This is a genomic window from Pusillibacter faecalis (assembly GCF_018408705.1).
Lineage (GTDB): Bacteria > Bacillota > Clostridia > Oscillospirales > Oscillospiraceae > Oscillibacter > Oscillibacter faecalis.
Window position 1 is genome coordinate 1810909 of record NZ_AP023420.1, and the last position, 24752, is coordinate 1835660.

The window sequence follows — 24752 nt, forward strand, 5'->3', positions numbered from 1 at the left end:
TCATCAGCAGAGCTGCTTCCCCGAGATTGTAAAAGATAGCGATACTATAGGACAGGAGAAAGTTCGCGGCACAAAGTGCCCAAATGCACCAGCTGCACATCATCAATAGACTGCATTTGCTCTGCAAAAACTTCGAAATGCTTTTCATCAAACCCACACCCTCACTTGAGTCAACACATAAGTTGCAAAGATATGACGGTCGATGAGATGCTCGTCTACATCCCGTAGCTTACGAAGTGGAAGGAAAGGCTCCGGAAATGCGGGCAAAATTGCCAAAGGAGCGCATTGAAGAGTAGTACGGCAGACAGTCAAATATCATCGATTACACCTACACGAACTATGATCTCGCGGAAGTAGAGGCGGACTACCATCATTATTTTTCGTGGTTGAACTTAAGGAGAGGAAACGTAGGAGGATGCTTTGCCCGAGTATTCTATGATCTATGAGGTTGCCCAAATGCCATTTTATAGACACATTTTGTAGATGCTTTTAACATCCTGAGGAGTTAAGCTACGCAATCCGGGGATAGTCAAATTGGGAAAGCTCGCGCAAGCATGATGCGCCATTTCCTCAAAAGATTCATCAGAAATACCGAGTTCTGTTAAAGTGCTCTGTAGACGCAATATCTGAAAACAGAATTGATTCACTGCCTCTATGCTTTTTTGCGCGCCGACAATCGGATCAAGCTCTACATCAAGCCCAAATACTTTTTTGCCTAACCGGGAAATAGCGGGTGCGGTTTTCTCATCCATGATATATTGGAGCCATCGGGGGGTGATGATGGCTAGGCTGTGTCCGTGAGTAATGTCATAATAGGCAGACAACTCATGTGCGATAGCATGACAAGCGCCATGATGCATATCACCCAAAATATTACTAAGTGCTAAAGAAGATGCCCACATCAGATTGGCTCGTGCTTCGTAATTGTTGGGGTTTTCTACAGCAATAGGTGTAAATTTAGCCGCTGTGCGCATGACGGCTTCTTGAAGTTCCAGCGTTATCTCAAATGTTGAATCTCCGGCAAAGTAATAGTTATCCAGTACATGATTCAAAATATCAAAGCCGCCGCATGCAGTCTGATATTTTGAAAGAGAAAAAGAGGCTTCTGGATTTTCAAAAGCTACTTTCGGCAAGAGTCCAGGCCCTCCAAGGCATTTTTTTTCGTTGGTTTCCACATTAGATACCATGGACCAAGTATTCATTTCAGAACCAGTGGCTGCACTTGTCAGAAGTACAATGATTGGGAGCGCCTTCTCCACGGAGGCACTTACTTTGACAAGTTCCCATACATCACTGTATTCAGATACCGCAGTTGCTGCAATTCCCTTAGCTGAGTCAATGACCGACCCACCTCCAACAGCCAGAATAACCTCCACGCCTTTTTCTCTACAGATAGCGGTTCCTTTGTTAATCACCGTGTGCCGAGGATTGGCTTGCACTCCCGCCAGCTCTACCCAGGGAAATCCGTTTTCCATCATTAATCTTGTTACTGCTTCATAGAGACCATTTTTTTTGATGGAGCCACCTCCATAAACAAGGAGTACCATTTTCCCATAGTGTAATAGCTCCTCTGGTAAATGCTTCAGTTGGCTTTTTCCGAAATAGACCTTGCAGGGATTATAAAAAATAAAATCGTTCATATACTTCCTTTCTTATCTTGGAAAGTACTTCGACGCTGGGGACTTCTGTGTCCGACGGGAGATCCATCTTGAAGAGGATAATCGAATGACGATAGCCCGCATTTTTGCAGAGGTATTAGCCAAATTGTATTCTCATGCACCTTTTTTGAAAAGCCATATAAGATGTAAAGGCACATAGTACACCGGGAATTTATTGGGACTGATGTCTTACAACATAATTTCCCTAACAAATAACTAGTCCAAATTTTTTTGGAAAGAGCTGATGCTTTTTATTCGTTTTCTTACCAGTACAAGATGTTAACTGTTGGGGGCTACTATCATAGGTGAATCTAGGAGCACCTATCAAACTCATTAGATTTCTGAGGTTCTCCCATCAAATTAGGAGAAAAGCGGAGGCGGGACCATCCGCCTCCGCTTCTGCCAGAAACACACGTGGAGATGCTCTAGGTGCCCGAAGGTCTGACAACAAAGCGAACCTTGTCAAAATTCCCCGCAAAAAACTCCACAACATTATTAGATGCCGTCCGGTTGGCCTCATCCAAAGCAGTCTCTGAATAGAACGCGGCATGGGGGGTGAAGATGACATTCGGCGCGGAGAAGATTTCCTCCTGGAAGGTGGGAGTCTCCGAGTCAATCACGTCCAGCGCCGCCCGGCTGATCTTCCCCTCGCAAAGCGCCTCATAGAGCGCGTGCTCGTCAACCGTCAGCCCGCGGGAGGTATTCACAAACACCGGCGCTTTCTGGAACAGATCAAAAACGCTTTTGTTCACCATCTCCTTTGTGCTTTTGTTGAGGGGAACGTGACTCAAAACCGCATCCGCCCTTGCACAAAGCTCCTCCATGGACACCAGTTCAATTCCCACCTCTCGGGCAGTCTCCTTGGAAAGAAACGGATCATAGCCAATAACATACATTCCATATCCATGTGCCATTCTTGCAACACGGCGGGGAATTTGTCCGCAGCCGATCAGGCCCAGCGTCAGGCCTTTGATCCGCTGAAGCTTGGGAGCCTTAGACCAGTCCCAAATTCCATCCGCAACATCCATAGCATATCCCACGATATTGCGAAGCAGTGCGGAGATCAGCGCCATTCCATGCTCAGCAACCTCATCGAAGCAATAGTCCGGACTGTTGGTGACAGCAACGCCTGCGGCCTTGGCCGCTTCCACGTCGATATTATCAACGCCCATTGCATAGTTGCTCACGATCTTGAGATTGGGCAGCGCGCGAAAGACACGCTCAGTAAACTGCCCATATTCGGCAATTGCGGCGTCGGCATCCTTGAGCGCAGCAATCACGTCGGCTTCATCGTGGACTTGCATCACAGCAACTTCGAATCCAGAATTTACCAGGATTCCAACTTCTGTGCTGCAATCCTCATGACTGTGATCAACAATAACAACCTTCATGGCGTTCCATCCTCACGCTTCATATTCGTAACCCGTTTTCAGGGCCTGCAGGTTCAGAGGGATTAGCTTAGCCTTGCTGGCAAAGGTTTCTTTGACGAGTTCTTCCACGGAAGCATAGGGAATAAAGTCCAGACACTTCAGCACAAAGCCCAGTGCAATCATGTTGGCCACCTTGGCATTTCCCAGTTCCATGGCCTTTTCGATGAACGGCACGGTTTTGATATTCCTGCAGGAGCAATCGGGGACAGTGCTCACCTGCGCATTGAGAATCAGAACGCCCTGAGATCCGGCAAGGTGCTGGTAGTCCTGTAAGGATGCCTCGTCCATAATCAGCATGACGTCCGCCTCGGAAACCACCTGGCATTCAATTCCCGTGGAAATCACAATGTTGCACATGGTCCGCCCACCGCGCTTTTCAGCGCCATACACCGGTGAAAAAGTGACGTTATAGCCAGCCTTGATGGCCGCGGCGCAGAGGATCTCTCCCAGATTCATAATGCCCTGTCCACCAATACCGGAGAATAAGAGCTCCTTTTTCATACTGCCTCATCCTCCTCGTCCTTGAATACGCCCAGCGGATACTGCTCAACCATGACCTCATTGATCCATTCCATAGCCTTGATGGGCTGCATCCCCCAGTTGGTGGGACAGGGAGAGAGCACCTCCACAAAGGTCATGCCCTTTCCCGCCATCTGAAGATCAAATGCCTTCTTGATAGCCTTCTTGGCCTTCATGACATTCTGCGGTGTTGTGACAGTGACCCGCTCGGAATAGCATACGCCTTGGAGCGTCGCCAGCGTCTCCGCCATGTTGATCGGATAGCCGGAGTTGACGGCCTTGCGCCCAGTGGGGGCGGTGGTTGCCTTTTGATCCATCAGTGTAGTCGGCGCAATCTGGCCGCCAGTCATGCCGTAAATGGCGTTGTTGATGAAAATGACACTGAACTTTTCACCCCGGATGGCCGCGTGCATAATCTCCGCCATACCCTCAGATACAAGATCGCCGTCTCCCTGATAAACCAACACAAATTTGTCCGGCTCCGCACGCTTGATGCCTGTTGCCGTGGCAGGCGCTCTCCCGTGCAGGGCCATGATCTGATCCATCTCATAGAATTTATCCGCCAGACAGGAACAGCCGATGGGCCATACAATGATACCGTTGCGTTGTAGCCCCATTTCGTCGATCAGCTCGGCAATCAGTCTATTCACAATCCCGTGCCCACAGCCGCCGCAATACGTCGTGATCGCATCTGTGAAGATTTTCGGTCTCTCATAAACAGTCTTCACTTACTTCACCTCATTTAACTTACGAATATCTGCAAGCACTTCTTTCGGACTGGGCAATACGCTTCCCCATCTGCTGAAAAGGTACACATCGTGCTTGTTCTCAACGGAGAGCTTCACATCGTCCACCATCTGGCCGGCAGAGAGCTCACAGCACAGGAACTTCTTGCCGTTCAGATCCTCAAACGCCTTTTCCGGATAAGGCCACAGGGTGATCGGGCGGATCAGGCCTACCTTGATTCCCTCTTCTCTGGCCAGCTTCATGGCGGAGATGCATACTCTGGCCAGGGAGCCGTAGGCTACCAGAACGATGGCCGCGTCCTCACAGTTGTACCGTTCATAGCGAACCTCGTTTTCCACAATTGCCCGGAACTTCTTTTGGAGCCGCTCATTGATCATGATGACTTCCGCGGCGCCGTTCATACCCGTCAAGAACACATGTTTTCCTCTTACGGCCGGATCATAGCCTGTCAACGAGTTGTACTGCTCTTCAGGGGCAGGAACCTCCAGCCTTCCCGGAAGCTCCACGGACTCCCGCAGCTTAGCCAGATTGCCGTCGGAGGCCACGACCACAGGGTTGTGGTACTTCTCCGCTAGCACAAACGCCTCCTGCATCAGTCTGCAGCCTTCTTCCACTGTATAGGGAGCCAGGATTAGATTGCGGTAATCACCGTGCCCGCCGCCTCGTGTAAGCTGATGATAGTCGCTCTGCCCGGCCATGATATCTCCGTCTCCTGGACCTGGACGCATGATGTCCAGGATCACAGCAGGAAGATCAGCGCAGCTCATAAAGGACATGGCCTCCTGCCCCAGGGAAAAGCCAGGGCCGGAAGTGGCCGTCATGGCACGATGACCCGCGGCCACGGCACCGGCAATCATGTTGAATGCCGCCACCTCAGTCTCCGCCTGAATGAAGGTAATATTCTCCTCAGGACGGGTGAACATTGCCTTTGCAAAATACTCTGCCACCTCGCTGGAAGGCGTGATTGGATAGCCGAAAAAGAGTTTGCAGCCTGCGCGGATGGCGGATTCCGCCATCGCCATGTTGCCCTGCATGAATGTTTTTTCACCCATAGTCTTCACCTAATCTTCCTTATATACCGAGATAGCAGCATCCGGGCACATTCTGGCACAGGTCCCGCATGCGATGCAGCCATCTCCCACCACCGGTGGGAAATAGCCGCGCTTATTGACCGCCGCTCCTTTTGCCAGGACATTTTTGGGGCAGAAGTTGATGCAATACCCACATTCCTTGCATCTTTCAAAGTCAATCCTTACAATTCCCATGATATCTCCTTCATCCGCAACCCATCAGGGAAGCTGTGCTTACGCCTCGACTTTGAAAGCAGGGTCCAACGGTTCTCTCTGGTATTCTTCCGGTACCACCATGATGCCGATGGCCGTGCCGCACAGCAGAGGAGGATCGCAGGCCACCATGGCTGCGTCACTCTTGAAATGCTTGAGATCAGGCTCACCTTGAATGGCATCCATGAAGTTGCACTTCACCTTATAGTCGTCGGTCATGGTGAAAATCTTGTAGCACTCAAAGTGGACCTCAAAGGAAGTCTTGCCCTTCTTCTCGATCCAGCCATGATACTCCATGAAATCGCCCACGTGGATCGGCGCCAGGAAGTTCACTTCTTTATAAGCGCGGAAGAGGCTTCCGTCGCCCGTGGCCCGGACCATCAGCTCCGTGCCCACATCACCGAAGTAATCCAGCATTCTGCCGCCGTTGATCAAGTTGCCGAGATAGTGTCCATCGTTTTCCACGGTCATCATTTTCCGAAAAATCACCTTGTTGCCAATCATGTTGATTTCCTCCCCATTAAAAATGTTTATCGTTTAGAATTTGCGCCAACCTCATTCAATCCCAAGATACATTTTCTGGACGTAATCGCTGTTCAGAAGTTCCGCGCTGGTGCCCTGTCCGTTGATTACGCCCTTCTCCAGAATGTACGCGCGGTCAACAATCTTCAGGGTGGTATTGACATTCTGCTCTACCAGTAGAATGTGAACGCCTTCCTTTGTCAGCCCCTTGAGCGTTCGAAACACGTCCATAACCACAGCGGGCGCAAGCCCCAGAGAGGGCTCATCCACCAGCATCAGCTTCGGCTCCGACATCAGGCCTCTGGCAATCCCCAACATTTTGCGCTCGCCGCCGCTCATCAGACCCGCCTGCTGATTCAGCCGCTCACCCAAGCGGGGAAACAAGCCAATCACTTTATCCATCAACTGTTTGACCTTATTTTTGTTCCGGATGTTCAGTGCCCCCATCAGCAGGTTTTCTTTCACGCTCATACCGGAAAACAGGTTTCCGTCATCTGTGATAAAGCTCACACCCAGATCATGAATGCGCTTCATGGACTCGCCTTCCAAATGCTCGCCGTTGAATATAATTGCGCCGCTCTTGGGGCGAACCAATCCGCTGATTGCCCGCATAGTGGTGGTTTTTCCGGCCCCGTTAGGTCCCACGATGGCTACGAATTCCCCATCGTGCACCTCACAGCTGACATCCCAGAGAACGTCTAATTTTCCATAGCCAGCACAAACATTTTCTAATTTCAGCATATGTACTAGTCCTCTTTTCCGAGATAACTCTCAATCACAAGCGGATTGTTCAGAACCTCCATGGGAGTGCCCTCCGCAATCTTTTCTCCGAAGCTGATGACCGCCACTCGATCGCAAGTTTCAGTGATAAACTTCATCACATGCTCGATAGAAATGATGGAAACTCCGCTGTTCCGGATTTGTTTGATCAACGTAATAAAGTCCGGAAGTTCCGACGTGGTCAGGCCCGCAGCTACCTCGTCCAGCAACAGCAGCTTACATTTGGTTGCGATCGCCCGTGCCAGCATCAGTCGTTTGAGCTGCATGGTATTGAGCGCTTCAGCAATCGCGTCGTGGGACACCGCAAACCCAACCTCATCCAGCAGCTCATGTGCTCTTTTGACCGGGTCCGCGCATTTGTCCCCGCCACCATAGATGATCGCAGTCACAACGTTATCAAGGGCTGTCATTTTGGGGAAAGAACGGACAATCTGGAAGGTCCGGGAAAGACCCTTTTGGCAAAGGGCGTAGGACGTCATGCCCGTAATGTCCTCTCCGTCAAAATAGATCTTCCCTTTTGTGGGAGAATAGAAGCCGGAAATACAGTTCAGAAATGTCGTCTTTCCTGCTCCATTGGGACCGATGATACCGAGAATCTCACCGTCCGCAACCTCCAGCGACACATTATTTACAGCAGTCAAGCCGCCAAAACATTTCGTAACGCCTTCTGTGCGCAATATCAAATTCTGCACCTGCTTTCTTGATTGGATTCATAACCACCACTCATCTTGTTTGAAGTTTTTTGCCGGGGTTTCCCCACAGCCCGGTTCGCAGGCGGGTGATTGTTGTTTCGACAGTTTTCGATGTGCTCCGACAGGCAAAGGACACGGAGCAAATCACAAAATTAACCTCTGCGGCTCACCTGCTGCGGCAGACCGAATTGCTCAGAAAATGGCGTTTGTTACAGCTCTGGACTCCGGCCAAACGGTCACGAATTCACCGTTTTGAACCTGCCCCAGGGGATAGTAGAATGCGTCCTCGCCTACAACGGGAGAGAGTCTGCCCGACTCCCAACGATAAGCCGCCTGCATAATGGAGTTGTCAAAGATCCAGTTTCCGGTTTGCACTTCCTCGCAGCCGAATTTGTAAATGGTTTCAGAATCCAAAACGCCGTACATCTCATAACAGTCCTGGAGCATTTGGATGGTGCACAGGGCACAGTCGTAGGCGACACTTTCGCAGGCCACCGAAGCTGCATAGCCCATTCTCTCCATCCAGCGATCCTCAAACTCTGCGCCGCGTTCATCGATGTAACCAGGAAGCTGATCATAGACGCCCTCTGCTGCATCTCCGCAGAGCTCATACCAATCAGCGTTTTCATTGAGAGAGTGACAAACAATCTGAGATTCCAGGCCCACCTCTCTGGCCTGCTTCAAAAATGCAGCCGCACTGGCAGGGGTATTAATGGTGCCGGCCACGATATTGGCTCCGCTGGACTGGATCTTGGCCAGGATTGCGTACATATCCGTAGTGCCTGCAGCAAAATACTCGTTGTATACAACTTCATAGCCTGCCTCGCTAAAATATCTCACCAGATTATCTCCCAGCGAATGGCCCCAGTCTGTATCCTCACCGTAAACGGCAATGGTCTTTTCTCCGGTCAACTGTCCTGATGCAAAAGCAGCGTCAAAAAGATCGCGGTACTCCATAGCAATAAAATCCGTGGTGGGATACATCTTGCCGATGTAATAGCTGTATTTCTCGGGATCTGTCTCCCATTTTTCGTCCAGGGCTTGTCCGGCACCGTAATTGAATAGGTAGGGGATCTGATACTTAGCAGCAACATCCATGGTAGACATAGCAATCGTGGTAAACCAGCCCTGCATGGCAACCTGTGCCCCATCTTTCACAATAGCCTGCTCAAGGGCAAGTGCTCCCTTTTCTGGGTCGTCCGTCAGGTCTACTGTAATGAGTTCAATCGCATAGTCACCGATCTTGTAATCAATATCCTCAAAAGCCATTTTTGTGGCCTCTTCAAAAGCGGTGCCCGCCTTGGCGCCGGTACCTGTCAGAGAACAGCCTACGGCAATCTTCAAAACCTTTTCACCAGAGTCGGAACTGGAGCCGCCTCCACAGGCGGAAAGAATCAGGGAGAGTGTCAGCAAGATAACCAGAATCTTCGATAGCTTCTTCATAATCCTTCTTCTCCTTTTTCTGATTGATTGTTTTTCTCTCGGCTGTCTGCCCGAACTGCCACCATGACCCTAACTTTTCCTGGAATCTTGCAAAATCCGCCTGGAAAGTATATCATGGAGATAATCAAAAGAAGGCCATAGATGATGTACTTGATTTCCACAAGGCTGTTCATAGCTTCGAAAACAGGCATAATCAGGAAGCTCGCCAGCAGCGGTCCCCAGATGCTGCCGCGTCCGCCAATATAGGCCAACACCAGAATCTGGACCACGTTTTTTGTGCCCAGCACATTGGGAGACAAAACGCCCACATAATGCGCGTAGAACCCTCCCACGATGCCCGCGATAAAGCAGGAAATGACGAAGTTGATCGTCCTGTACTTTAAAGGGCTGATTCCAACAGCCTTTGCTGCCTCAATGTCCTGTCCCAGAGCGCGGAAAGCCAATCCAAACCGTGAATCTACCATCTTCCGCAGACAGCAGAACGTCAGCACGCAAATTGTGAAGATCACATAGAAATACGGCTTTGCCCAGGGAGTCTCAAAAAGAGCTGTTACGTTCAGCCCCATCGCGCCTCTGGTAATGTCGGGAATGGCCGCGATAATATTTTGCAACACGATGCCCACAAACCACGCCAGGAGCGCCGCGAACATGGCGTCCATTTTCATGGTGAGCAGAGCAATCAAAAGGCCAAGCAAAGCCGCAGCCATTCCGCCCAGAACCATTCCCAGCCAGGGACTGATCCCGAAATATTGGTTGATCAGTGCAGACAGGTATGCCCCTGTTCCCATCAGAGCCGCATATCCCCAGTTGGCAACGTTGATATAGCCCACAGAAAAGTCGAATCCCATTGCCAGCGTGCCCCAAATCAGACAGGTCACTGCAAGCTTGGTATAGTATTCATTGGGCGATACCAGCGGGAAACAGGCAATCGCGATAAATGCGACCAGACTGATCGGGGAAAGTCCGACTTTTTTAAGAGGCTGAGCGAGAGTCTTGTATGTATTTTTCACTTCATCTCACCTCACACCTTCTGCTTTCGACCAAACAGACCCGCTGGTTTAAAGAGCAGAATCAGGATAATGACCGAAAGCGAAATGACATTCTGCCATGCGGCACCGACGACATAAGTTGACGCTACCTCAATCAGGCCTACGATAAAGCCGCCCACAATCACAGCACTCAGATTGCCCACGCCCACCAAAATCACCGTGAACCACGCGGCCAGGTTGGGCGCGGTGCCCATGGTCGGATAGGCCGGGGTCACGGACAGCAGGGCCCCGCCGGCCAGTGCTGCCAACATACAGCTCAAAGCATAGGTAAATGTGTGAATCTTTTTAATATCTACGCCCATCAGCATGGCTCCCGTTTCGTCTTCCGCCACTGCCAAGATGGAAATGCCAATTTTCGTCTTTTTTAGGAACAGCCAAAAGACACCCAGCGTTACCATAGCGATCCCAAATGCAATGAGTCTGTCGTAAGAGATGTTGAATCCGGCAACCGCTACATTTCCGTCCCAGAGTTTCTCCACGCCGAAATAATTCGCAGAGAAAATATACTGAGCGCCGTTTTGAATAATCAACTGGATTCCGGCACCGATCATAAACGCATTGGTTACCCAGTCTCCAGTGTTGCGCTTGCGAAGAGGGGCAAAGGTCAGTTTTTCGATTACTGCGCCAAAAACGAATCCTACAACAGCTGCAAAAAGAATTGCGACAGCAGGCGGCCATCCAAATGACACCAATGCAAAATATGCAGCATAGGCGCCAATCAGGTAGTACTCACCATGTGCAAAATTGGGAATCCGCATAACGCCATATACCAACGCGAGTCCCAAGGCTATGAGTACATACATACCGCCTCTGAGAATACCGCTAATTAATATATTAACCATACGCTGCCCCTATCGGTCAGTACACAAGTCCGTTCTCTTCATCAATGGCTTTGAGCCCCTTAAGGTAGATTGCATAGCTCTTGAGGTCACCGAAGCTTAGGTCCTCCTGATCCATGGCGTCGCGAAGCATGTCCGCCCGGCGAATCCAGACTGTGGTGTAGCCCAAGGCATTACCGGGTACGCAGTCGTACTTAAAGCCGAACGCAGCATGGTGCATTTCCTCCGCCGTGCAGCCCATGACCTCCTGTGACTTCAGGAACCCTGGATAATGAGGCTTGTAGCATCCCACGTCTTCAGCAGTGACAATAGCGTCCATGACGATTCCCTCATGGCGGAAAGATTCAGTAATGATGTCGTTGTCCACGTTGGAGAGAGCGCATACCTTGATGCCAAGGGAACGAATCATTTCCATGCCCTCCTTGGCGTCAGGAAAAGCCCTCATCTTAGCCATTTCGTCGGCAAAGCTGATGACATCCTCCTCACTGTAAGGGAACCCATAATACCAGGCTGTAGTCTTGAAGGTGTCCATCAAAACATCCCGGAAGGGACGATAATTGCGGATATATTCAAACTGAAGCTTTTCCCAAGCGCTTTCAATCTCTGCAGCAGAGACACCGGTGATCTTGTACTTTTCGAAAAACTTCTTGTACCAGTCCACCGTGCCGCCTTCCCAGTCAATGATCGTACCGTAGATATCAAAACTGATGGCCTTCGGAAGTAGTCTGTTCATGTTGTTACCCTCCTAGAATTGTTTTGTTTAAAATTTGGCATTAAATTATGGATAAAGTCTGCCGATTTGTTTAAAGTATATATTGACTGCATTGGAATGGCAAACGCCATACTAACATATAATCCATGCCAAACTGTCATATATGATTGTTTGGCACTTGAATGCACAAGATTCGTAAGGAGGAAATGTACATGCTTTCGTTGCCTTTCTTTTTGTTTTTCGTTGAAATTGCAAAAACCAAGAACGTTTCTATCGCTGCAAAAAAGTTGAACTATTCACAGAGTGGATTAAGCCACGCACTCAATCGCGCGGAGAATGAGTTGGGCTTCAAACTGTTTACCAGAGATAAAAATGGGTTACACTTAACTGCTCAAAGTAGACAGATTCTGCCCTTGGCACAACAGTTGGTAGAAGATTTTGATGCAATCAACAAGACCATCCAATCTATCCAAAAACTTAGCTACGGAGTCATAAAAATTGGAACATATTCTAGTTTGTCCATGCATTTTCTTCCAAAGATCATCAATAAATTTAATCAAGATTATCCAGAAATTGTGATTGAAATCAGCGAGGGATCTAGAGAAGAAATCAAGAATGCTCTTCTCAAAGGAAGAATTGATGTAGGGTTTACTAGTCTTTCAGATGATGATCCATTTGAACAAATTGCTTTGTTTGAAGATCCAATTGTAGCTGTTTTTCCAAAAGATTTTCCTGTGCAAACGAATCATCAAGGAGCTTTTGATATTCAAAATCTAAATCAATACAAAATCATCATGCCAATTATGGATAATACCATTGACTTTGACGTAGAGCGAGTGTTTACACAGAATTCTCTCAACAGCGACATACAGGCGTCCTCTATGGATTATATTGCCATATTATGCATGATCCGAAATGGTATCGGTGTAAGTCTCTTGCCTAGATTGATGGTGCTCGACTTTCTTGATGAGTTAATTGTGCTGCCTATTGCACCAGCGGCGTTCCGGTCACTTGGCATGGAAGTGAATTTTGGTAAATCTTCAGCTTTGGTATCAACATTTATACGATACGTGAAAAAATATATGGTAGAAGATTTTTTAAAGAACAAGACTGAAAACATTTAAAACGATTCTGAGCGCAAATTTTTTGTTGCCATTCCCCATTAGTTGCTTATATTTACTGCTTCTCGGCAGAATACTATTGACCGGGAACCATAATGAGCAATGTTAAGGGCAAGACTGACTATTTTAGGAAGCTAATTTCAGAAATGAGTTGCGTTCTGGGCTACAAAAGAAATTTTAGATAAGCTATTGGAGGTCGTAGCAAGAAGCCGGTGATGTTGGGCTGGTGTTGTAGCTGCAAAACTGTCTCCCAATAGGCGATATACCTCTTTTGAGTTATTTTAACTCAAAAGAGGTAATTATTTCAAGTTCAATCGGGTATCTTCAATATAGGATTGAGGTGATACCCGTGGATATTGGAGAGGCAGTTAGGGCAAGAATCTTAGAATTATGCCGTGAGCGCGATTTATCTATCAATAAGTTGTGCCTTTTGAGCGGTGTCACGCAGTCCACGGTGAATAATATTGTCAGCGGGCGCAATCACAGCGCCACAGTTACAACTATAAAAAAGTTATGTGATGGTCTTGGGATTTCAATAGGCGATTTTTTTAGCTCGGAGTTGTTTCGAGGGTTAGATCAAGAAGTGAGGTAAATGTTGTGAATGTGCTTTCCAATTTATAATCAAACCAGTATAACAAGGCCATAAACGGAGTAAAGACACAAAGAAATATTATTTCCGTGCTGTTATAGGACTAAAAATTGTGACAACAAAATCGTCCCCTACTTTGTAGGGGACGATTTCTATTTTATACTGTTACATTCTTTAGGAAATCCGAACGGGGAATATATGGGAGGTTAAGTTGAAGCCCTATACGGTTAAGTTCATTCGACTTGATAAGTACCAAAGTAACATCTTTTTCCATGATTGAGAAGAGCTGCACTACATCATACCTGTGGCCCGCAAGCTCAAGCAAATTCCTCACTGTCAATACGCAAATGGGCTGCAAAGGCATTGGCCTCATACTTCGTCTCGTTCCGTATATCAAACAGGGTGAACTTCTGGAGTTCCATCCCAATTTTGCTCTGCTCCCTATGTAAAGCATCATGGCCGATCTCATGTCCGCAGACCATTTGAACTGTAATGTAATCCATGTTAGAGTTCAGCAGAATACGTTTAGCGCCGATTAGGAACATTGCAAATACAAGGGGTTCCGGTCCCAATAAAACCGGGAAATAAAGAAGAACACTATCACATTATGCAAAACGCCACTCGGGATAAAATCCGGGTGGCGTTTTTGCAGGGAACGTGGGAAAGCGGGGTGAAAAACATTCACAAAATTTTCGCTCACAATTTGTGCAGCACTACAAAATTTAATAAATTAAAAAGGAGTGAAAAATATCTTTATCTGGTGCGGACTTTGAGACACTTTGTCCCGAGGTCTGCGCTTTTTTCTCCAGTACGGCTCTGGTGATATATCCACCGTCACCGACAGTCCTTTAGCGTGGCCGGAACCGTCACTCAAGGGTAGACCGCCGTAAAACGACGGTGAAATAACCCATAAAAGTTGGACAAAAGTTATGCGGCAAATCCGCTTTGAATTCTGTATTGGACAGGGCTTAACCCGTTCAATTTTTCTTTAATGCGGTTGTGGTTATAGTATTCAAGATAAGCGGCCAGTTCCTGGCAGAACTCGTCTAATGATTGGAACGTCCGCAGGTAAAGCAGTTCGGGTTTTAACGAGCCGAAGAAGTTTTCTATAACCGCATGGTCCAGACAGTTTACCTTTCTGGACATACTTTGTTGGATGCCTTTTTCCAACAGCCTTTTTTGATACCTGGCGTTTTAATATTGCCAGCCCTGCTCCAAGTGAAGGATCAGTCCGCCGCCGTCCGGGAGCCGAGAGAATGCTTTATCCAGCATCTCATCCACCTGATGGTAATTAGCCCGTTCACTGATGGCATAACTGATGATTTCACCATTATACAGGTCAAGCACAGGCGACAGATAAAGTTTGCTTCCAAACAGTGAAAACTCAGGCACATCGGTTACCCATTTCTGCTTCGGCCTTTCCGCATGGAAATCTCTTGCCAGCAGATTTGACGCAACACTGCCGACTTCTCCCCGGTAAGAACGATACTTTTTCATTCGTACCATAATTTCAAGCCTGATTCCTTCATCAGCTTTTACAACCTCTTGTAGTTCAGCCGGAAGCCCCTGTTGCGTAATTCCATACCAATCCGCTGATACCCATACCGGCCTTGATTCTCCTGATAAATTGCTATGATTTCTGCTCTTTCTTTCGCGTGTTTATCCACAGCATTAGCTTTCTGGGAATGATAGTAGTATGTACTTCGAGGAATACCAGCCAGTTTCAGTAGAGCTGCCAGAGGATACTCCCGCCTTCATTCTGTAATGGCAACCGCAACGTCGCTTATTCGGGTTTTTCCCGCTTCTGAATTAAGGCGTTTAATTTTTTTAGGTAATCATTCTCCATTCTCAACCGGTAATTTTCTTCTGACAGCCGCTTGTTTTCCTGTTGCAGTTCTGTCTGTCCCTGCTTCTTCTGCCCTTTTCGATTCCTTTTATAGCCTGCTTTTTCATAAGTCCCTGTGCACCTTCCTTTTGGAATTTTTTCCCCCACCGGCACACGGTTACAACATCGAGGCAAAAGTGCATAGCTGTCTGTGTACAGGATAAGTGATGTTCCTGCTTGTATTGTAGCACTTTCAGGCGAAACTCGCCATCAAAACCTTTTTGTTTGCCCACTAGATTTCGGCTTAGAAGTCTTTTTGCACCATGCAGCTTATACAGATTTACCCATTTTTCAATCGGCGTACAGGATATACAAAATTTCTCGGATCCCTCACTCTGGTTGGGACTATCCTCAGCGGTGGGAGCCTGCGGAGCGATGGGGCCGACGGTCAGAGGAAGGGTGCCGTTTTCCCCGGCTTGAAAACTTGTCAATCCGTTTCCTGAGAATTTTGAATTGCTCCACCTGATTGGGCTTTTCCTCCTGCATGATGGAGAGGATCACATCAGGGTTCAGTTTGCCCTGCTCGGAAAAGGTCCGCATTTTGATGGCCTGGGCGTGAGAAGGAGTGCGGTCCTCGCTCTCCATGACCTCCGGCAAGGCGGCCTGCTCGGCCTCCGGCAGATAGGACAGCTCCAAGGCGGGGCGTAGGGCCATTTGTGGTTTCCATGTTTCTTTCAGCGCAGAATCGTCCACCATGTCCAGAATTTCAGGGATAAGGTTGGTTAGACGGATATAGCGTTGGATTTGAGTATTGCTATCAAGGGAGTCAGATGCGAAAATCTCTCTTGATTTTCCCACCAAAAAATAGTGTCCCACTGGGACACTATTTTCATTACTCAGCTTTCCAGCCTATCTACGCATGGCTTCCAACTTCATCTTATAGGCAAACGCCTTTTTTGATGGTAAGACCTGTTCCCGCTGAAGGTTGATGTCCACCACGACGATGACGGCTCCATCATCCGTCAATTCCCGGATAATGCAGGGCACCGTGGGCAGACCAGCCAACTCCGCCGCCCGCTTGCGCCGATGGCCCGACACCATCTGATAGCTTCCGCCCGGCATGGGCCGGACCAGGGATGGAACCAGGACGCCATGCTGCTTTACGCTGTCTGCCAGTTCTACCATGCTTTGGTTCATCCGCACCTTGAACGGTGGTTGGGGAAGTCGCTGATTTCAGCGGCGGGCAGGTCGGTCACATAGCTGCGCTGGGCGTTGTCTCGTTCTTCCTGGGTGACAGGCCGTTATAAGCCTCGTTCAGCCCAAGGTCGATTGCGGCTCCTTTGCTCAAGGATGTTCACCTCCTCTACAAGCGCCGTATATGCCGCAGCTACTTTCCCTTTGCTGCTATGGATGAAAATGCTCTTGCCCTCCATGCTGCACTCTGCCGCCCGGACAGAGAAGGGTATCTCCGTATTCAATACCTGGAGATTGTTCCCGGTCTGCCGTAGGGCCGCGATAATGTTTTGGTGTTGTTGGTACGGTTATCCACCATGGCTAGCAGGGTGCCGCCGATTTTCAGCAATGGGTTGATCTGTCGTCGTACTTTGGCTACCGATCCCAACAACAGCTTCAAGCCCTTGGTGGACAGATAGTTGGCCTGACATGGGATAAGAACGCTGTCCGCCGCTGCCAGAGCGTTGATGGTCGGCATACCCAGCGAGGGCATACAATTGATCAGAACGTAGTCATAATCCCGTTTGACTGCGCCCAGGTAACTACACAGCACAAATTCCCGGCTTATAGTGTTCACAAGACTTACTTCAAAGCTGGACAGACCGATGTTGGAGGGCACCAAATCGACCCCTTCAATATTTTTTAAGATGCCTCTGTCTCGTGGTGATACCATTGTCCACAACGACTTGCATCAGATCGGAGATGGTTGTTTCAAGGTCATCCGGGTTCTTCACGCCCAGACTCACCGTAAGACTTTCCTGGGGGTCCGCGTCCACAAGCAAAACCTTTTTCCCCTGCTGTACCAGTCCCACGCCCAAATTGACCGCCGTGGTTGTCTTACCGAGGCCGCCCTTTTGATTGGTGATGGCAATCACTTTGCACTTGTCCATAGGTTACTACCTCCGTTTCTTCAGTTTATAGTCATAGCCGTATGCGGCGCTTGTAGCAGCGCAACGACTATGTTAAAGTGAGCCGATGGCCCACTAGGAATTTACGGCCTTTCACTTGTGAGAAGTGCCAGCACATCATCCATGCCTGTGTCAAAGATGAAGTCCTCACTCTTTGCCAGATATTCCTCCATGAACATCTGTGCCAGGGCAGAGTACTGCTGATGGTCGGTGAAATCCTCTGATGGGGCGATCTCCACCAGGGCATAGATGCCTTCCAGAACCTTCATAGCCCCGATATAATTGCCGTGGCTTACCAGGAGCCGTGGGTCTTTCTCCATGGCCCGCACCATGTCCAGGCCAAATCCAGGAAAGCGTTCCAGAGGTTCTCTATGCTCTCATAGGCGACGCCGCGAATCTTGTCGGCCAGCGTCTCGATCTTTCTATTCTGCGGCTCGTCCTTTTTCCACTTCATGGCTTGTCCTCTTACTGTAAACTCATAGCTGTCAAAAGGGATATAGACGGCTATGTAGGCTTTTGGGCAGGGTGGGGGAAATAATTGCGTCTGCCAACTGGGGCGAAAAAGAGCGCCGTTTCATTCAGGGAATGATCGGCACTCTATAATATGGCTGCAATATAAACAGTATTCAGTTATGACAAAGCAGGCCAAATCAGGGGGAAAATACAGATCGATTTTTTGGTATCGGGGGCCTTTAGAGAGGGTGATAACCGTTCATGACGGCCTGCCCTGAGACTAGCTCCAAATCGACTTCTTTCGCTCTGTCAGTTAGCCTATATTTAACCCCCAAAAAAACAGGGTCAAATTGAGCCAAATCAGTCCAAAATCAGGCAAAGGCTATCAGAGGTTTTCAAAAGAAAAAACCCCGGAAAATCGAAATTTTCCGGGGTTTTTGAACGTTTCTGATATAAAATCAGCGCTTGGAGAACTGAGGCGCACGACGGGCGGCCTTGAGGCCGTATTTCTTGCGCTCTTTCATGCGAGGATCGCGAGTCAGGAAACCAGCTTTCTTCAAGATAGGACGATAGTCCTCGCTGGCCAGTAGCAGGGCGCGGGCGATGCCGTGGCGCAGGGCACCGGCCTGGCCAGACACACCACCGCCAGTGACAGTGGCCACAATATCCATTTTGCCGGTGTTGCCAGTGGCCTCCAGTGGCTGACGAACCACCATCTTCAAGGTATCCAGGCCGAAATAGTCGTCAATATCCCGGCCGTTGATGGTGATGGAGCCGGTGCCGTTGGGAAACAGGTGGACGCGGGCCACGGAGGACTTCCGGCGACCGGTGCCATACAGATAGGGCTTCTTAGACTGATACATGCTCTTCCTCCTCCTTATTCGACGTCCAGAGCCACGGGCTTCTGAGCCTGCTGCTCATAGTTGGCGTCCGCATAAATGTGCAGGCGCTTCAGGGAGTCCTTGGTAATGACGTTCCGGGGCATCATGCCGCGGACAGCCACCCGCATGGCGACTTCGGGCTTCTCCTGCATCAAAATGCGATAGGGGGTCTCTTTCAGACCGCCCACCCAGCCGGAGTGGGTGCGGTAGAACTTCTGCTCGCCCTTCTTGCCGGTGAGGATGGCCTTGCCGGCATTGATAATGATGACATTGTCGCCGCAGTCGGCGTGGGGGGTGTAGGTGACTTTGCCCTTGCCGCGCAGCAGATCCGCAGCCCGGACGGCGGTCTTGCCCAGGGGCTTGCCGGCGGCGTCCAGGATGTACCACTTGCGCTCAATGTTGGCCTTGTTTGCCATAAAAGTGGACATGGTGTTTCCTCCATATGATAAATTTTGCTTTTGCTTTACAAATCAAACGCTCCGGGGTAAAATCGGAGCAAGCTTATTTATATCACGGAGAAACAGGGATGTCAATATGAATTTGATTTAGCACAAAGTTTCCTCCTGTTTTCTCAAAATATCTCTTAGTATCTCCTGAAATCTCTCGCTCTATTTTTGAAAAGGAGACCTCCATGAACCATGTGGCGAGCGACCGGATCTTCTTGCTTGCCAGCTTGGTGGCTGTGGCCTGCGCGGCATTTTACGAGCCTGTGATCTATGGCAACGACATGGGCAGCATAGAGCGTTATCTCCGACAGGAAATGGGCAGCCGTCTGAAGGACGGGATTGAGCTGCTGACAGTTGCGGACGACGGGGCTGACCGCTTTGCCGTGTTCCGCGGGGCAGAAAAAAGACCGGACGAGCGGTGGATCGTCCGGTTCCGGCAGAATGAAAACGGGGATTATGAAGCATATTTGAATTCCCGGCGTATGTATGGCCCACACCCGGTGCAGGGCATCTACACGCAGCCTCTGGGCGGCTACTCCGGCGACCGGGAGGTGTGCTACGCCGTCTGGAACGAATCGGAGCATCTAGCGGAGATCCGGTTCCGGCTGGATGGCGGCCCGGCGGAAACTGTCTCGATTTCTACCCCGCCGTCACTGACCATCTGGCGGTTCCGGGGCGGAGAGAGCGGCTGGCACCTGGAGAGCACATATTACAACGACGCGGGAGACGAACTGTGAATCATATGTATTCTATAGCACCCATTGGGTTAGAAGGAGCAGAACAAAACCTGGCAGGCCTAGAATGCCGATGACCAGAGCGTTGAGCAGGTTCAGCCCCAGGGTGATCCCCGTGACGCCCGCCGTCAAGTTGACCACCCACAGGGCCAAAAAACCAAGAAGCGTGTTTGCCAGCAGTTTTAAGGCAAGGCGCAGCGGCGTCTGAAACACCCGGATCAAGGCGATGAGGAAGAAGGCCGCCAGGATGGCGGCGAGAATTTTTTGATTTAGGTCCATATGGCATCTCCTTCCACCTGGGCGGCAGCGGCGGCCTGGGGTCCCCGCTCCTTGATGGCGCGGATGAGATAGTTGCATCGGGCCTTTACCGCGCTGATCTGATAGATGCAGGACTCCACCAGTTCTGGGTCCACTGCCTGGTTGAATTGTCGGTAAGCCTGAGCCAACTCGCTTTGGGCTTCCAGCAGCTCGGAGCGCAGGATCATCAGCTCCGGGTCCTGAAAGCGCTTTTTGGAAAAAATAGGTTTCATGGCTGTGTCCCTCCCCTTTCAGATGTATGGGAAGTTTGGACAAATATGCCAGATTTCATACGGGGAGAATGGAAAAACATGACAGAGCAGGATTACATGAGGGAGGCGCTGGACTTGGCTCGAGAGGCCGCTGCCGCAGGAGAAGTCCCGGTGGGGTGCGTCATTGTCCGGTCTGGCGAAATTGTGGGCCGGGGGCGGAACCGGCGGGAGGAGAAGCAGGCCACGGCTTCCCACGCGGAGATGGAGGCGATTGCTCAGGCTAACGAGCGCCTGGGCACCTGGCGGCTGGCGGACTGTGAGCTGTATGTGACGCTGGAGCCGTGTCCCATGTGCGCCGGGGCCATTCTGAACGCCCGGATTTGCCGGGTGTGGTACGGCGCCCGGGACGAGACCTTTGGCGCCTGCGGCGGTGTGAGCAATCTATTTATGGAGGACTTTCCAAACCGTCCCGCCCTGGTGGGGGGAATTCTGGGGGAGGAGTGCCGGCAGGTGCTGGCAGATTTTTTCTCCGGGCTGCGGCAGGGAAAGAGTGACAGCAAAAAATGATGAGAGTTTAGACTTTTGTAACAAATGGCGCTGGTTTGCTTAACAACTCTCCTGTATCTTAATACTTGCAAGAGACAAAACTTCTTTTCATCCAATCTTCCAAAAAATAGCCGCAGGGCCAGCCAATTGGCTGGCCCTGCGGCTATTTGCCAAAGCAATCATGTGAGGAAAAGAGGCGCGTATACCCGCCGGAATCCGCGGATGACAATGCCGCAGGCGCCTGGGAACAGAAACATGTACGGCGCCAATTAGCAGAAAGAGGGACCGGGCCAGTCAGACCGTCAGGGCTGATTGGAGAAGTTCAACGCTGTCATTTTTTGAGTGAATGTGTTATGATTGGGATGTCAAATCCGGGGGTTCCTCTTGGCGGGTGGATGGAACCGGAGAGGCCAGCCGTAGCAGCAAAAAGCCCATCAGCACCGACGCTCCGCCGGCATACAGCAGCAGGGATGATAAATACGGGCCGCCATCCGCCAGGGCAGCCATGGAGAGCACCACGGCCGCGCCGGTATAGAAGGCGTAAAGGCGCAGCTGTCCTGCGTGGAAAGCAAAGGAAGAAAGACGGTAGAAGCCAAGCGTCAAAAACACCAGGGCCAGCAGCTCCACATAGTACGCGCTCAAGGCTGGATTGACGGAGTCCAGACGGTAGGCGGCCACCAGACGAATGACCAGAGCCACCGGAGGAATCAGCAACAGGGATGCGCCCTGAAAGGCACCACCTCTGCGGCAGGCGGAGATGGTGGGAAACAGCGCCGCAGCAGATCCCAGAGACAACACGCCCAACAGCTTTTGCGCCGTGGGGGAGAGACCCAGCGCGCTTGTAACGGCGGTCGAGACGGCGATGTGATCAGGGCCTGCGGCAGCTAAGAATTGACCGATCAGATTCCCCAGGCCAAAGCCCTCATACAGGTCTGCAAGACCGGCCGCGGCAATCAGCAGCACCCCCGTCACCGGGAGAACCAGCAGCCGGGGAGTGTTGGCAGAAAAGTCCTGCGGCAGAGCGGAAGCGGACGCTTTCTCTCCCGGAAGGCGCCGGAAGAGAACAACCATCCCGATTGCCGATGCAAGCAGAAAGACTGCCAATGCCGGTCCCGCCGGCGTGCCGGGGATAGGAAGCCCGGTGTCATACTCAAAACCGGTGCAGCGCTGCCACAGCCGGAGAAGAAATGCCGCGGCGCCAAGCAGCACCGGCAACAGGAAAAACATCCACTGCTTTTTCATATTCTGAAAGGTCCTTTCGGGGTGTGAATTTGGAAAACCATCTTTGGAAGCTTCCGCCCCAGGGCGGGCGGCATCGGGGCGAACCGGCGAGGCGAGACGCTGCCGGCTGTGCCACAAAAACAAAGCGGAGCAGCTGTTTTTGCCGCAGGTTCTGGGCGCGTTGCAGTTCGTTCAGATTTCTTCCTGCTTTTTGGCCATTGTCCCACAGGTGCGAAGCGCCTGATGGTACATCTGTAAGGTCCATGTACAATGGCCGCTTTGCGGCTATTGTACCACAAAATCAGAAAGTTGTCCATGCCGGCCTCATGTTCTGGGAAAGGGGCGCATATCATAAGAGAGCGGAACAAAAGAGGAGGAGTCTTATGAGACGAGAACATTCCATCCGGCAGAGCGTCGCCATATCTGTGGCGCTGCTGAGCGCGTTGTTTTTACTGCCCCTGGTGGTGATCGCGCCTTTCCAGACAGAGCTGTTTGGAGAGGAGGACGCCGTACATGAGACGGAGGGAGAACCCTTTGTCAGCGGCGACATGGATGGGAAGACGGTGCTGAAGGTACTCCAGGGAGATCAGGTGGAGGAGATGGATCTTGGCACCTATCTGGTCGGGGTGGTCCGGGCGGAGATGCCGGCCTCATTTGAGCTGGAGGCGCTCAAGGCTCAGGCAGTGGCGGCTCGAACCTATACCCTCTATAAAATTCAGACCGGGGGAAACCACGGTGACACCGCCGATATCTGCACGGATTCTACCTGTTGTCAGGCCTATATTTCTGAGGAAAAGGCCAGAAACAACTGGGGAGAGCAGGCTGACGAGTATGAGCAGAAAATTGAACAGGCAGTAACTGCAACCGATGGACAGGCTATCTTGTACGGCGGCGTTCCCATCCTGGCGGTATTCCACTCCTCGTCAGCGGGAGTGACAAGACCGGCGGGAGAGGTGTGGCAGAACGACCTTCCCTATCTGCAGGCGGTGGAGTCTCCGGAACCGGGAGAGACCATTCCCAACTACTATAGCCGTGTGGAGTTTACGGCGGAGAAATTCCGCAAGGCCTTCACGGCGGCCTATCCGGAGGCAGACCTTTCCGGAGACATCAGCGGTTGGCTGAAGGATGCTGTGGTAGACAGCGCCGGCAGCGTACGCACGGTAAGCGTGGGCGGAGTGCGTGTCAAGGGCAGCAGCCTGCGCAGTGTACTGGGACTCCGATCAGCTTGCTTTGAATGGGAGGTTCAGGACGGAAAGCTGGTATTTTTTGTGACGGGCTTTGGCCACGGCGTGGGACTCAGCCAATATGGCGCCAACCAAATGGCGGCAGATGGCGCTGACTATCTGGAAATTGTCACCCATTATTATACAGGCGTGACGGTGGAGCCGTATCTGCCGGGGTGACGCTTTACAAATTGCCAGAAGCTGTGATAAAATATAATCTTCCAATCTTACGATTCTGCACGGGAGGGAGGTGCCGTTGTGTTCAAGCGAATGGCGGCGGGACTGTGCTGTTTGCTGCTGGTTTTTCAGCTGGCGGCGCCGGTGCGGGCGGAAGCAGGCTATATCTGCTTTGTAGCAGCTGGCGAGAGCATTCTGCCTCTTTCTGACAGTACCATGCCCTTTTGGCACAACGGCTATTTGTATATTGCCAGCTCTATTTTCACAGGAGTTGGCCGAGAGGCCTTGAACATTGGCCGGATCTCCAACAGTGGTCAGGTGATTCTCTATAGCAGCGGGCGGTCTTTGTGGTTCGAAAAGGAGAAAGGGTATGCCCACGATACGGATGGCAACACCTATTATCCCGGCGGAGTTCAGAGAAACGGCGAGATGTATGTGCCCGCCTCTGTAGTGGCGCAGTTTTTCGGCCTGCAGTACTCGGTGACAGATGTGAAGATTTCGGCAGCCGGCAGTCAGGTTCGGGGAGATCTGGCCTGGATACGGCAGTCTGGCTCTGTGCTGACAGAGCAGATGTTTGTCAATGCGGCCTCCTTTACCATTGCCAGCCGATACATGGACTATCTCAAGGAGCAGGAGGACGAAACCACAGATCTTACACCGGAGGTTCCCACGGGTGTGGAAGTGGAGGGAAAGCGCTTTTATTTGTGCCTGGCGGGAGGAGAGAACACGGAGGCGCTTCTGGATGCGCTGGAACTCTATCGGGCCCAGGCGGCATTTTTCTGCCCGCCGGAATTCATGGCGGAGCAGGGGGACCTGCTGCGCAGAATGGCCGCCACCGGGCAGGCCATCGGGATTCTGGCGGACGCTGCGGATCGGGAGCAAACCGTGGCGGAGCAGCTGGAAGCTGGAAACCAGGCGTTGCTTCTGGCCACTTGTGGCAAAACCCGATTGGCCTGCGTTCAAAATGGAGACGACCAAGACCGGGCGACAGCTCGGGCAGCTGGCTATCGCTGCTTAGAGGCGGACTTCAACCAGAGCGGCCAGGGGCTGAGCAGTACGAATGCCCCCGCGCTGCTGCAGCGCCTGTCCTCGCACCGCGGAGATGTGACGCTCTGGCTGGGAGACCATACCAGCGCCGCTGGCCTGCGGGCGTTTTTAGCTGCGGCAGAGGATGCGGACGGGCAGTGCCTTGCATGGACGGAGACAGCCTGA

General features: G+C 51.0%; 32 protein-coding genes and 1 pseudogene. 6 read left to right on the forward strand and 27 right to left on the reverse strand.

What is annotated here, in order from left to right; translation table 11 throughout:
* Positions 1 to 464: 464 nt before the first annotated feature.
* From KJS55_RS09020 to KJS55_RS09080, 13 genes are all read right to left on the reverse strand, one after another.
* Positions 465 to 1640: an iron-containing alcohol dehydrogenase gene (locus tag KJS55_RS09020; RefSeq protein WP_213543178.1), complete on the reverse strand. Its 1176-nt coding sequence runs from the start codon at positions 1638 to 1640 to the stop codon at positions 465 to 467.
* 443 nt (positions 1641 to 2083) lie between these two features.
* Positions 2084 to 3049 (reverse strand): C-terminal binding protein, encoded by a 966-nt coding sequence (locus KJS55_RS09025; protein WP_213543179.1) that lies wholly within the window; start codon positions 3047 to 3049, stop codon positions 2084 to 2086.
* 12 nt (positions 3050 to 3061) lie between these two features.
* On the reverse strand, positions 3062 to 3589 hold the full coding sequence (locus KJS55_RS09030; RefSeq protein WP_213543180.1) for a 2-oxoacid:ferredoxin oxidoreductase subunit gamma family protein: 528 nt from the start codon (positions 3587 to 3589) through the stop codon (positions 3062 to 3064).
* Positions 3586 to 4335, reverse strand: coding sequence for a thiamine pyrophosphate-dependent enzyme (locus KJS55_RS09035; protein WP_213543181.1), 750 nt, complete (start codon positions 4333 to 4335; stop codon positions 3586 to 3588). Before KJS55_RS09035 ends, KJS55_RS09030 begins: the two co-directional genes overlap by 4 nt.
* Entirely contained in the window at positions 4336 to 5406 is a 1071-nt protein-coding gene (gene vorB / locus KJS55_RS09040; protein ID WP_213543182.1) for a 3-methyl-2-oxobutanoate dehydrogenase subunit VorB, read from the reverse strand.
* Positions 5407 to 5415: 9 nt separating this feature from the next.
* Positions 5416 to 5619 (reverse strand): 4Fe-4S dicluster domain-containing protein, encoded by a 204-nt coding sequence (locus KJS55_RS09045; protein ID WP_213543183.1) that lies wholly within the window; start codon positions 5617 to 5619, stop codon positions 5416 to 5418.
* 39 nt (positions 5620 to 5658) lie between these two features.
* On the reverse strand, positions 5659 to 6141 hold the full coding sequence (locus KJS55_RS09050) for a hotdog fold domain-containing protein (protein ID WP_213543184.1): 483 nt from the start codon (positions 6139 to 6141) through the stop codon (positions 5659 to 5661).
* A 51-nt stretch (positions 6142 to 6192) separates the two neighbouring features.
* Entirely contained in the window at positions 6193 to 6900 is a 708-nt protein-coding gene (locus KJS55_RS09055; protein WP_213543185.1) for an ABC transporter ATP-binding protein, read from the reverse strand.
* A 5-nt stretch (positions 6901 to 6905) separates the two neighbouring features.
* A complete protein-coding gene (locus KJS55_RS09060; protein ID WP_213543186.1) occupies positions 6906 to 7622 on the reverse strand; it encodes an ABC transporter ATP-binding protein in 717 nt (238 codons plus the stop codon).
* 201 nt (positions 7623 to 7823) lie between these two features.
* Complete coding sequence (locus tag KJS55_RS09065) at positions 7824 to 9074, reverse strand: ABC transporter substrate-binding protein (protein ID WP_213543187.1); 1251 nt, start codon at positions 9072 to 9074, stop codon at positions 7824 to 7826.
* On the reverse strand, positions 9071 to 10084 hold the full coding sequence (locus KJS55_RS09070) for a branched-chain amino acid ABC transporter permease (RefSeq protein ID WP_213543188.1): 1014 nt from the start codon (positions 10082 to 10084) through the stop codon (positions 9071 to 9073). Before KJS55_RS09070 ends, KJS55_RS09065 begins: the two co-directional genes overlap by 4 nt.
* An 11-nt stretch (positions 10085 to 10095) precedes the next feature.
* On the reverse strand, positions 10096 to 10965 hold the full coding sequence (locus tag KJS55_RS09075; RefSeq protein WP_213543189.1) for a branched-chain amino acid ABC transporter permease: 870 nt from the start codon (positions 10963 to 10965) through the stop codon (positions 10096 to 10098).
* Between the two features lie 16 nt (positions 10966 to 10981).
* Positions 10982 to 11695, reverse strand: coding sequence for an HAD family hydrolase (locus KJS55_RS09080; RefSeq protein ID WP_213543190.1), 714 nt, complete (start codon positions 11693 to 11695; stop codon positions 10982 to 10984).
* Positions 11696 to 11886: 191 nt separating this feature from the next.
* Between KJS55_RS09080 and KJS55_RS09085 the strand changes: the two genes are divergently transcribed.
* Together KJS55_RS09085 and KJS55_RS09090 are read left to right on the forward strand one after the other, a co-directional pair.
* Complete coding sequence (locus KJS55_RS09085; RefSeq protein WP_213543191.1) at positions 11887 to 12798, forward strand: LysR family transcriptional regulator; 912 nt, start codon at positions 11887 to 11889, stop codon at positions 12796 to 12798.
* Positions 12799 to 13144: 346 nt separating this feature from the next.
* Positions 13145 to 13387 carry a helix-turn-helix domain-containing protein gene (locus tag KJS55_RS09090; RefSeq protein WP_213543671.1) on the forward strand — a complete coding sequence of 81 codons (243 nt, stop codon included), beginning with the start codon at positions 13145 to 13147 and terminating at the stop codon, positions 13385 to 13387.
* 314 nt (positions 13388 to 13701) lie between these two features.
* On the opposite strand, the gene KJS55_RS09095 is transcribed toward KJS55_RS09090, so the two are convergent.
* From KJS55_RS09095 to rplM, 11 genes and pseudogenes are all read right to left on the reverse strand, one after another.
* Positions 13702 to 13887 carry an ImmA/IrrE family metallo-endopeptidase gene (locus KJS55_RS09095; RefSeq protein WP_213543192.1) on the reverse strand — a complete coding sequence of 62 codons (186 nt, stop codon included), beginning with the start codon at positions 13885 to 13887 and terminating at the stop codon, positions 13702 to 13704.
* Between the two features lie 424 nt (positions 13888 to 14311).
* Positions 14312 to 14554, reverse strand: a complete 243-nt coding sequence (locus KJS55_RS17700; RefSeq protein ID WP_428846505.1) for an IS3 family transposase — start codon at positions 14552 to 14554, stop codon at positions 14312 to 14314.
* Positions 14555 to 14578: 24 nt separating this feature from the next.
* Positions 14579 to 14881, reverse strand: coding sequence for a DDE-type integrase/transposase/recombinase (locus KJS55_RS09105; RefSeq protein ID WP_213543194.1), 303 nt, complete (start codon positions 14879 to 14881; stop codon positions 14579 to 14581).
* Positions 14882 to 14919: 38 nt separating this feature from the next.
* Positions 14920 to 15051, reverse strand: coding sequence for an IS3 family transposase (locus tag KJS55_RS17705; RefSeq protein WP_213543195.1), 132 nt, complete (start codon positions 15049 to 15051; stop codon positions 14920 to 14922).
* 569 nt (positions 15052 to 15620) lie between these two features.
* Positions 15621 to 15923: a hypothetical protein gene (locus KJS55_RS17355; protein WP_228300499.1), complete on the reverse strand. Its 303-nt coding sequence runs from the start codon at positions 15921 to 15923 to the stop codon at positions 15621 to 15623.
* A 195-nt stretch (positions 15924 to 16118) separates the two neighbouring features.
* Positions 16119 to 16394, reverse strand: coding sequence for a ParB/RepB/Spo0J family partition protein (locus KJS55_RS17360; RefSeq protein WP_229600195.1), 276 nt, complete (start codon positions 16392 to 16394; stop codon positions 16119 to 16121).
* Between the two features lie 116 nt (positions 16395 to 16510).
* A pseudogene (locus tag KJS55_RS09120) lies at positions 16511 to 17332 on the reverse strand (ParA family protein).
* Positions 17333 to 17433: 101 nt separating this feature from the next.
* The gene (locus KJS55_RS09125; protein ID WP_213543196.1) at positions 17434 to 17670 is read right to left on the reverse strand and encodes a hypothetical protein; all 237 of its coding nucleotides are present in this window, start codon (positions 17668 to 17670) and stop codon (positions 17434 to 17436) included.
* The gene (locus tag KJS55_RS09130; protein WP_213543197.1) at positions 17643 to 17804 is read right to left on the reverse strand and encodes a hypothetical protein; all 162 of its coding nucleotides are present in this window, start codon (positions 17802 to 17804) and stop codon (positions 17643 to 17645) included. The genes KJS55_RS09125 and KJS55_RS09130 overlap by 28 nt, the downstream gene beginning before the upstream one ends.
* Before the next feature lie 457 nt (positions 17805 to 18261).
* Positions 18262 to 18666 (reverse strand): 30S ribosomal protein S9, encoded by a 405-nt coding sequence (rpsI, locus tag KJS55_RS09135; protein ID WP_187031537.1) that lies wholly within the window; start codon positions 18664 to 18666, stop codon positions 18262 to 18264.
* Between the two features lie 14 nt (positions 18667 to 18680).
* Positions 18681 to 19112, reverse strand: a complete 432-nt coding sequence (rplM, locus tag KJS55_RS09140) for a 50S ribosomal protein L13 (RefSeq protein WP_213543198.1) — start codon at positions 19110 to 19112, stop codon at positions 18681 to 18683.
* A 203-nt stretch (positions 19113 to 19315) separates the two neighbouring features.
* Between rplM and KJS55_RS09145 the strand changes: the two genes are divergently transcribed.
* Positions 19316 to 19867, forward strand: a complete 552-nt coding sequence (locus KJS55_RS09145) for a hypothetical protein (protein WP_213543199.1) — start codon at positions 19316 to 19318, stop codon at positions 19865 to 19867.
* 12 nt (positions 19868 to 19879) lie between these two features.
* Here KJS55_RS09145 and KJS55_RS09150 read toward each other — a convergent pair whose 3' ends face one another.
* Together KJS55_RS09150 and KJS55_RS09155 are read right to left on the reverse strand one after the other, a co-directional pair.
* The gene (locus KJS55_RS09150; protein ID WP_187031543.1) at positions 19880 to 20143 is read right to left on the reverse strand and encodes a pro-sigmaK processing inhibitor BofA family protein; all 264 of its coding nucleotides are present in this window, start codon (positions 20141 to 20143) and stop codon (positions 19880 to 19882) included.
* Positions 20134 to 20394, reverse strand: a complete 261-nt coding sequence (locus tag KJS55_RS09155; protein ID WP_187031545.1) for a DUF2508 family protein — start codon at positions 20392 to 20394, stop codon at positions 20134 to 20136. The genes KJS55_RS09150 and KJS55_RS09155 overlap by 10 nt, the downstream gene beginning before the upstream one ends.
* Positions 20395 to 20472: 78 nt before the next feature.
* Between KJS55_RS09155 and KJS55_RS09160 the strand changes: the two genes are divergently transcribed.
* Complete coding sequence (locus tag KJS55_RS09160) at positions 20473 to 20940, forward strand: nucleoside deaminase (RefSeq protein WP_187031547.1); 468 nt, start codon at positions 20473 to 20475, stop codon at positions 20938 to 20940.
* 330 nt (positions 20941 to 21270) lie between these two features.
* On the opposite strand, the gene KJS55_RS09165 is transcribed toward KJS55_RS09160, so the two are convergent.
* Positions 21271 to 22161: a hypothetical protein gene (locus KJS55_RS09165; protein WP_213543200.1), complete on the reverse strand. Its 891-nt coding sequence runs from the start codon at positions 22159 to 22161 to the stop codon at positions 21271 to 21273.
* Between the two features lie 362 nt (positions 22162 to 22523).
* Here KJS55_RS09165 and spoIID point away from each other — a divergent pair, with 362 nt between their 5' ends.
* Together spoIID and KJS55_RS09175 are read left to right on the forward strand one after the other, a co-directional pair.
* The gene (spoIID, locus tag KJS55_RS09170) at positions 22524 to 23543 is read left to right on the forward strand and encodes a stage II sporulation protein D (RefSeq protein ID WP_213543201.1); all 1020 of its coding nucleotides are present in this window, start codon (positions 22524 to 22526) and stop codon (positions 23541 to 23543) included.
* A 78-nt stretch (positions 23544 to 23621) separates the two neighbouring features.
* Positions 23622 to 24752, forward strand: a complete 1131-nt coding sequence (locus KJS55_RS09175) for a polysaccharide deacetylase family protein (RefSeq protein WP_213543202.1) — start codon at positions 23622 to 23624, stop codon at positions 24750 to 24752.

What these genes read in the sequence shown, in the direction of transcription:
- KJS55_RS09020 (WP_213543178.1), bottom strand. Translation starts at nt 1,640, where the DNA reads ATGAACGATTTTATTTTTTATAATCCCTGCAAGGTCTATTTCGGAAAA.
- KJS55_RS09025 (WP_213543179.1), bottom strand. Translation starts at nt 3,049, where the DNA reads ATGAAGGTTGTTATTGTTGATCACAGTCATGAGGATTGCAGCACAGAA.
- KJS55_RS09030 (WP_213543180.1), bottom strand. Translation starts at nt 3,589, where the DNA reads ATGAAAAAGGAGCTCTTATTCTCCGGTATTGGTGGACAGGGCATTATG.
- vorB (WP_213543182.1), bottom strand. Translation starts at nt 5,406, where the DNA reads ATGGGTGAAAAAACATTCATGCAGGGCAACATGGCGATGGCGGAATCC.
- KJS55_RS09045 (WP_213543183.1), bottom strand. Translation starts at nt 5,619, where the DNA reads ATGGGAATTGTAAGGATTGACTTTGAAAGATGCAAGGAATGTGGGTAT.
- KJS55_RS09050 (WP_213543184.1), bottom strand. Translation starts at nt 6,141, where the DNA reads ATGATTGGCAACAAGGTGATTTTTCGGAAAATGATGACCGTGGAAAAC.
- KJS55_RS09055 (WP_213543185.1), bottom strand. Translation starts at nt 6,900, where the DNA reads ATGCTGAAATTAGAAAATGTTTGTGCTGGCTATGGAAAATTAGACGTT.
- KJS55_RS09065 (WP_213543187.1), bottom strand. Translation starts at nt 9,074, where the DNA reads ATGAAGAAGCTATCGAAGATTCTGGTTATCTTGCTGACACTCTCCCTG.
- KJS55_RS09075 (WP_213543189.1), bottom strand. Translation starts at nt 10,965, where the DNA reads ATGGTTAATATATTAATTAGCGGTATTCTCAGAGGCGGTATGTATGTA.
- KJS55_RS09080 (WP_213543190.1), bottom strand. Translation starts at nt 11,695, where the DNA reads ATGAACAGACTACTTCCGAAGGCCATCAGTTTTGATATCTACGGTACG.
- KJS55_RS09085 (WP_213543191.1), top strand. Translation starts at nt 11,887, where the DNA reads ATGCTTTCGTTGCCTTTCTTTTTGTTTTTCGTTGAAATTGCAAAAACC.
- KJS55_RS09095 (WP_213543192.1), bottom strand. Translation starts at nt 13,887, where the DNA reads ATGGATTACATTACAGTTCAAATGGTCTGCGGACATGAGATCGGCCAT.
- KJS55_RS09105 (WP_213543194.1), bottom strand. Translation starts at nt 14,881, where the DNA reads ATGAAAAAGTATCGTTCTTACCGGGGAGAAGTCGGCAGTGTTGCGTCA.
- KJS55_RS17355 (WP_228300499.1), bottom strand. Translation starts at nt 15,923, where the DNA reads ATGGCCCTACGCCCCGCCTTGGAGCTGTCCTATCTGCCGGAGGCCGAG.
- KJS55_RS17360 (WP_229600195.1), bottom strand. Translation starts at nt 16,394, where the DNA reads ATGGTAGAACTGGCAGACAGCGTAAAGCAGCATGGCGTCCTGGTTCCA.
- KJS55_RS09125 (WP_213543196.1), bottom strand. Translation starts at nt 17,670, where the DNA reads ATGGAGAAAGACCCACGGCTCCTGGTAAGCCACGGCAATTATATCGGG.
- KJS55_RS09130 (WP_213543197.1), bottom strand. Translation starts at nt 17,804, where the DNA reads ATGAAGTGGAAAAAGGACGAGCCGCAGAATAGAAAGATCGAGACGCTG.
- rpsI (WP_187031537.1), bottom strand. Translation starts at nt 18,666, where the DNA reads ATGTATCAGTCTAAGAAGCCCTATCTGTATGGCACCGGTCGCCGGAAG.
- rplM (WP_213543198.1), bottom strand. Translation starts at nt 19,112, where the DNA reads ATGTCCACTTTTATGGCAAACAAGGCCAACATTGAGCGCAAGTGGTAC.
- KJS55_RS09145 (WP_213543199.1), top strand. Translation starts at nt 19,316, where the DNA reads ATGAACCATGTGGCGAGCGACCGGATCTTCTTGCTTGCCAGCTTGGTG.
- KJS55_RS09150 (WP_187031543.1), bottom strand. Translation starts at nt 20,143, where the DNA reads ATGGACCTAAATCAAAAAATTCTCGCCGCCATCCTGGCGGCCTTCTTC.
- KJS55_RS09155 (WP_187031545.1), bottom strand. Translation starts at nt 20,394, where the DNA reads ATGAAACCTATTTTTTCCAAAAAGCGCTTTCAGGACCCGGAGCTGATG.
- KJS55_RS09160 (WP_187031547.1), top strand. Translation starts at nt 20,473, where the DNA reads ATGACAGAGCAGGATTACATGAGGGAGGCGCTGGACTTGGCTCGAGAG.
- KJS55_RS09165 (WP_213543200.1), bottom strand. Translation starts at nt 22,161, where the DNA reads ATGAAAAAGCAGTGGATGTTTTTCCTGTTGCCGGTGCTGCTTGGCGCC.
- spoIID (WP_213543201.1), top strand. Translation starts at nt 22,524, where the DNA reads ATGAGACGAGAACATTCCATCCGGCAGAGCGTCGCCATATCTGTGGCG.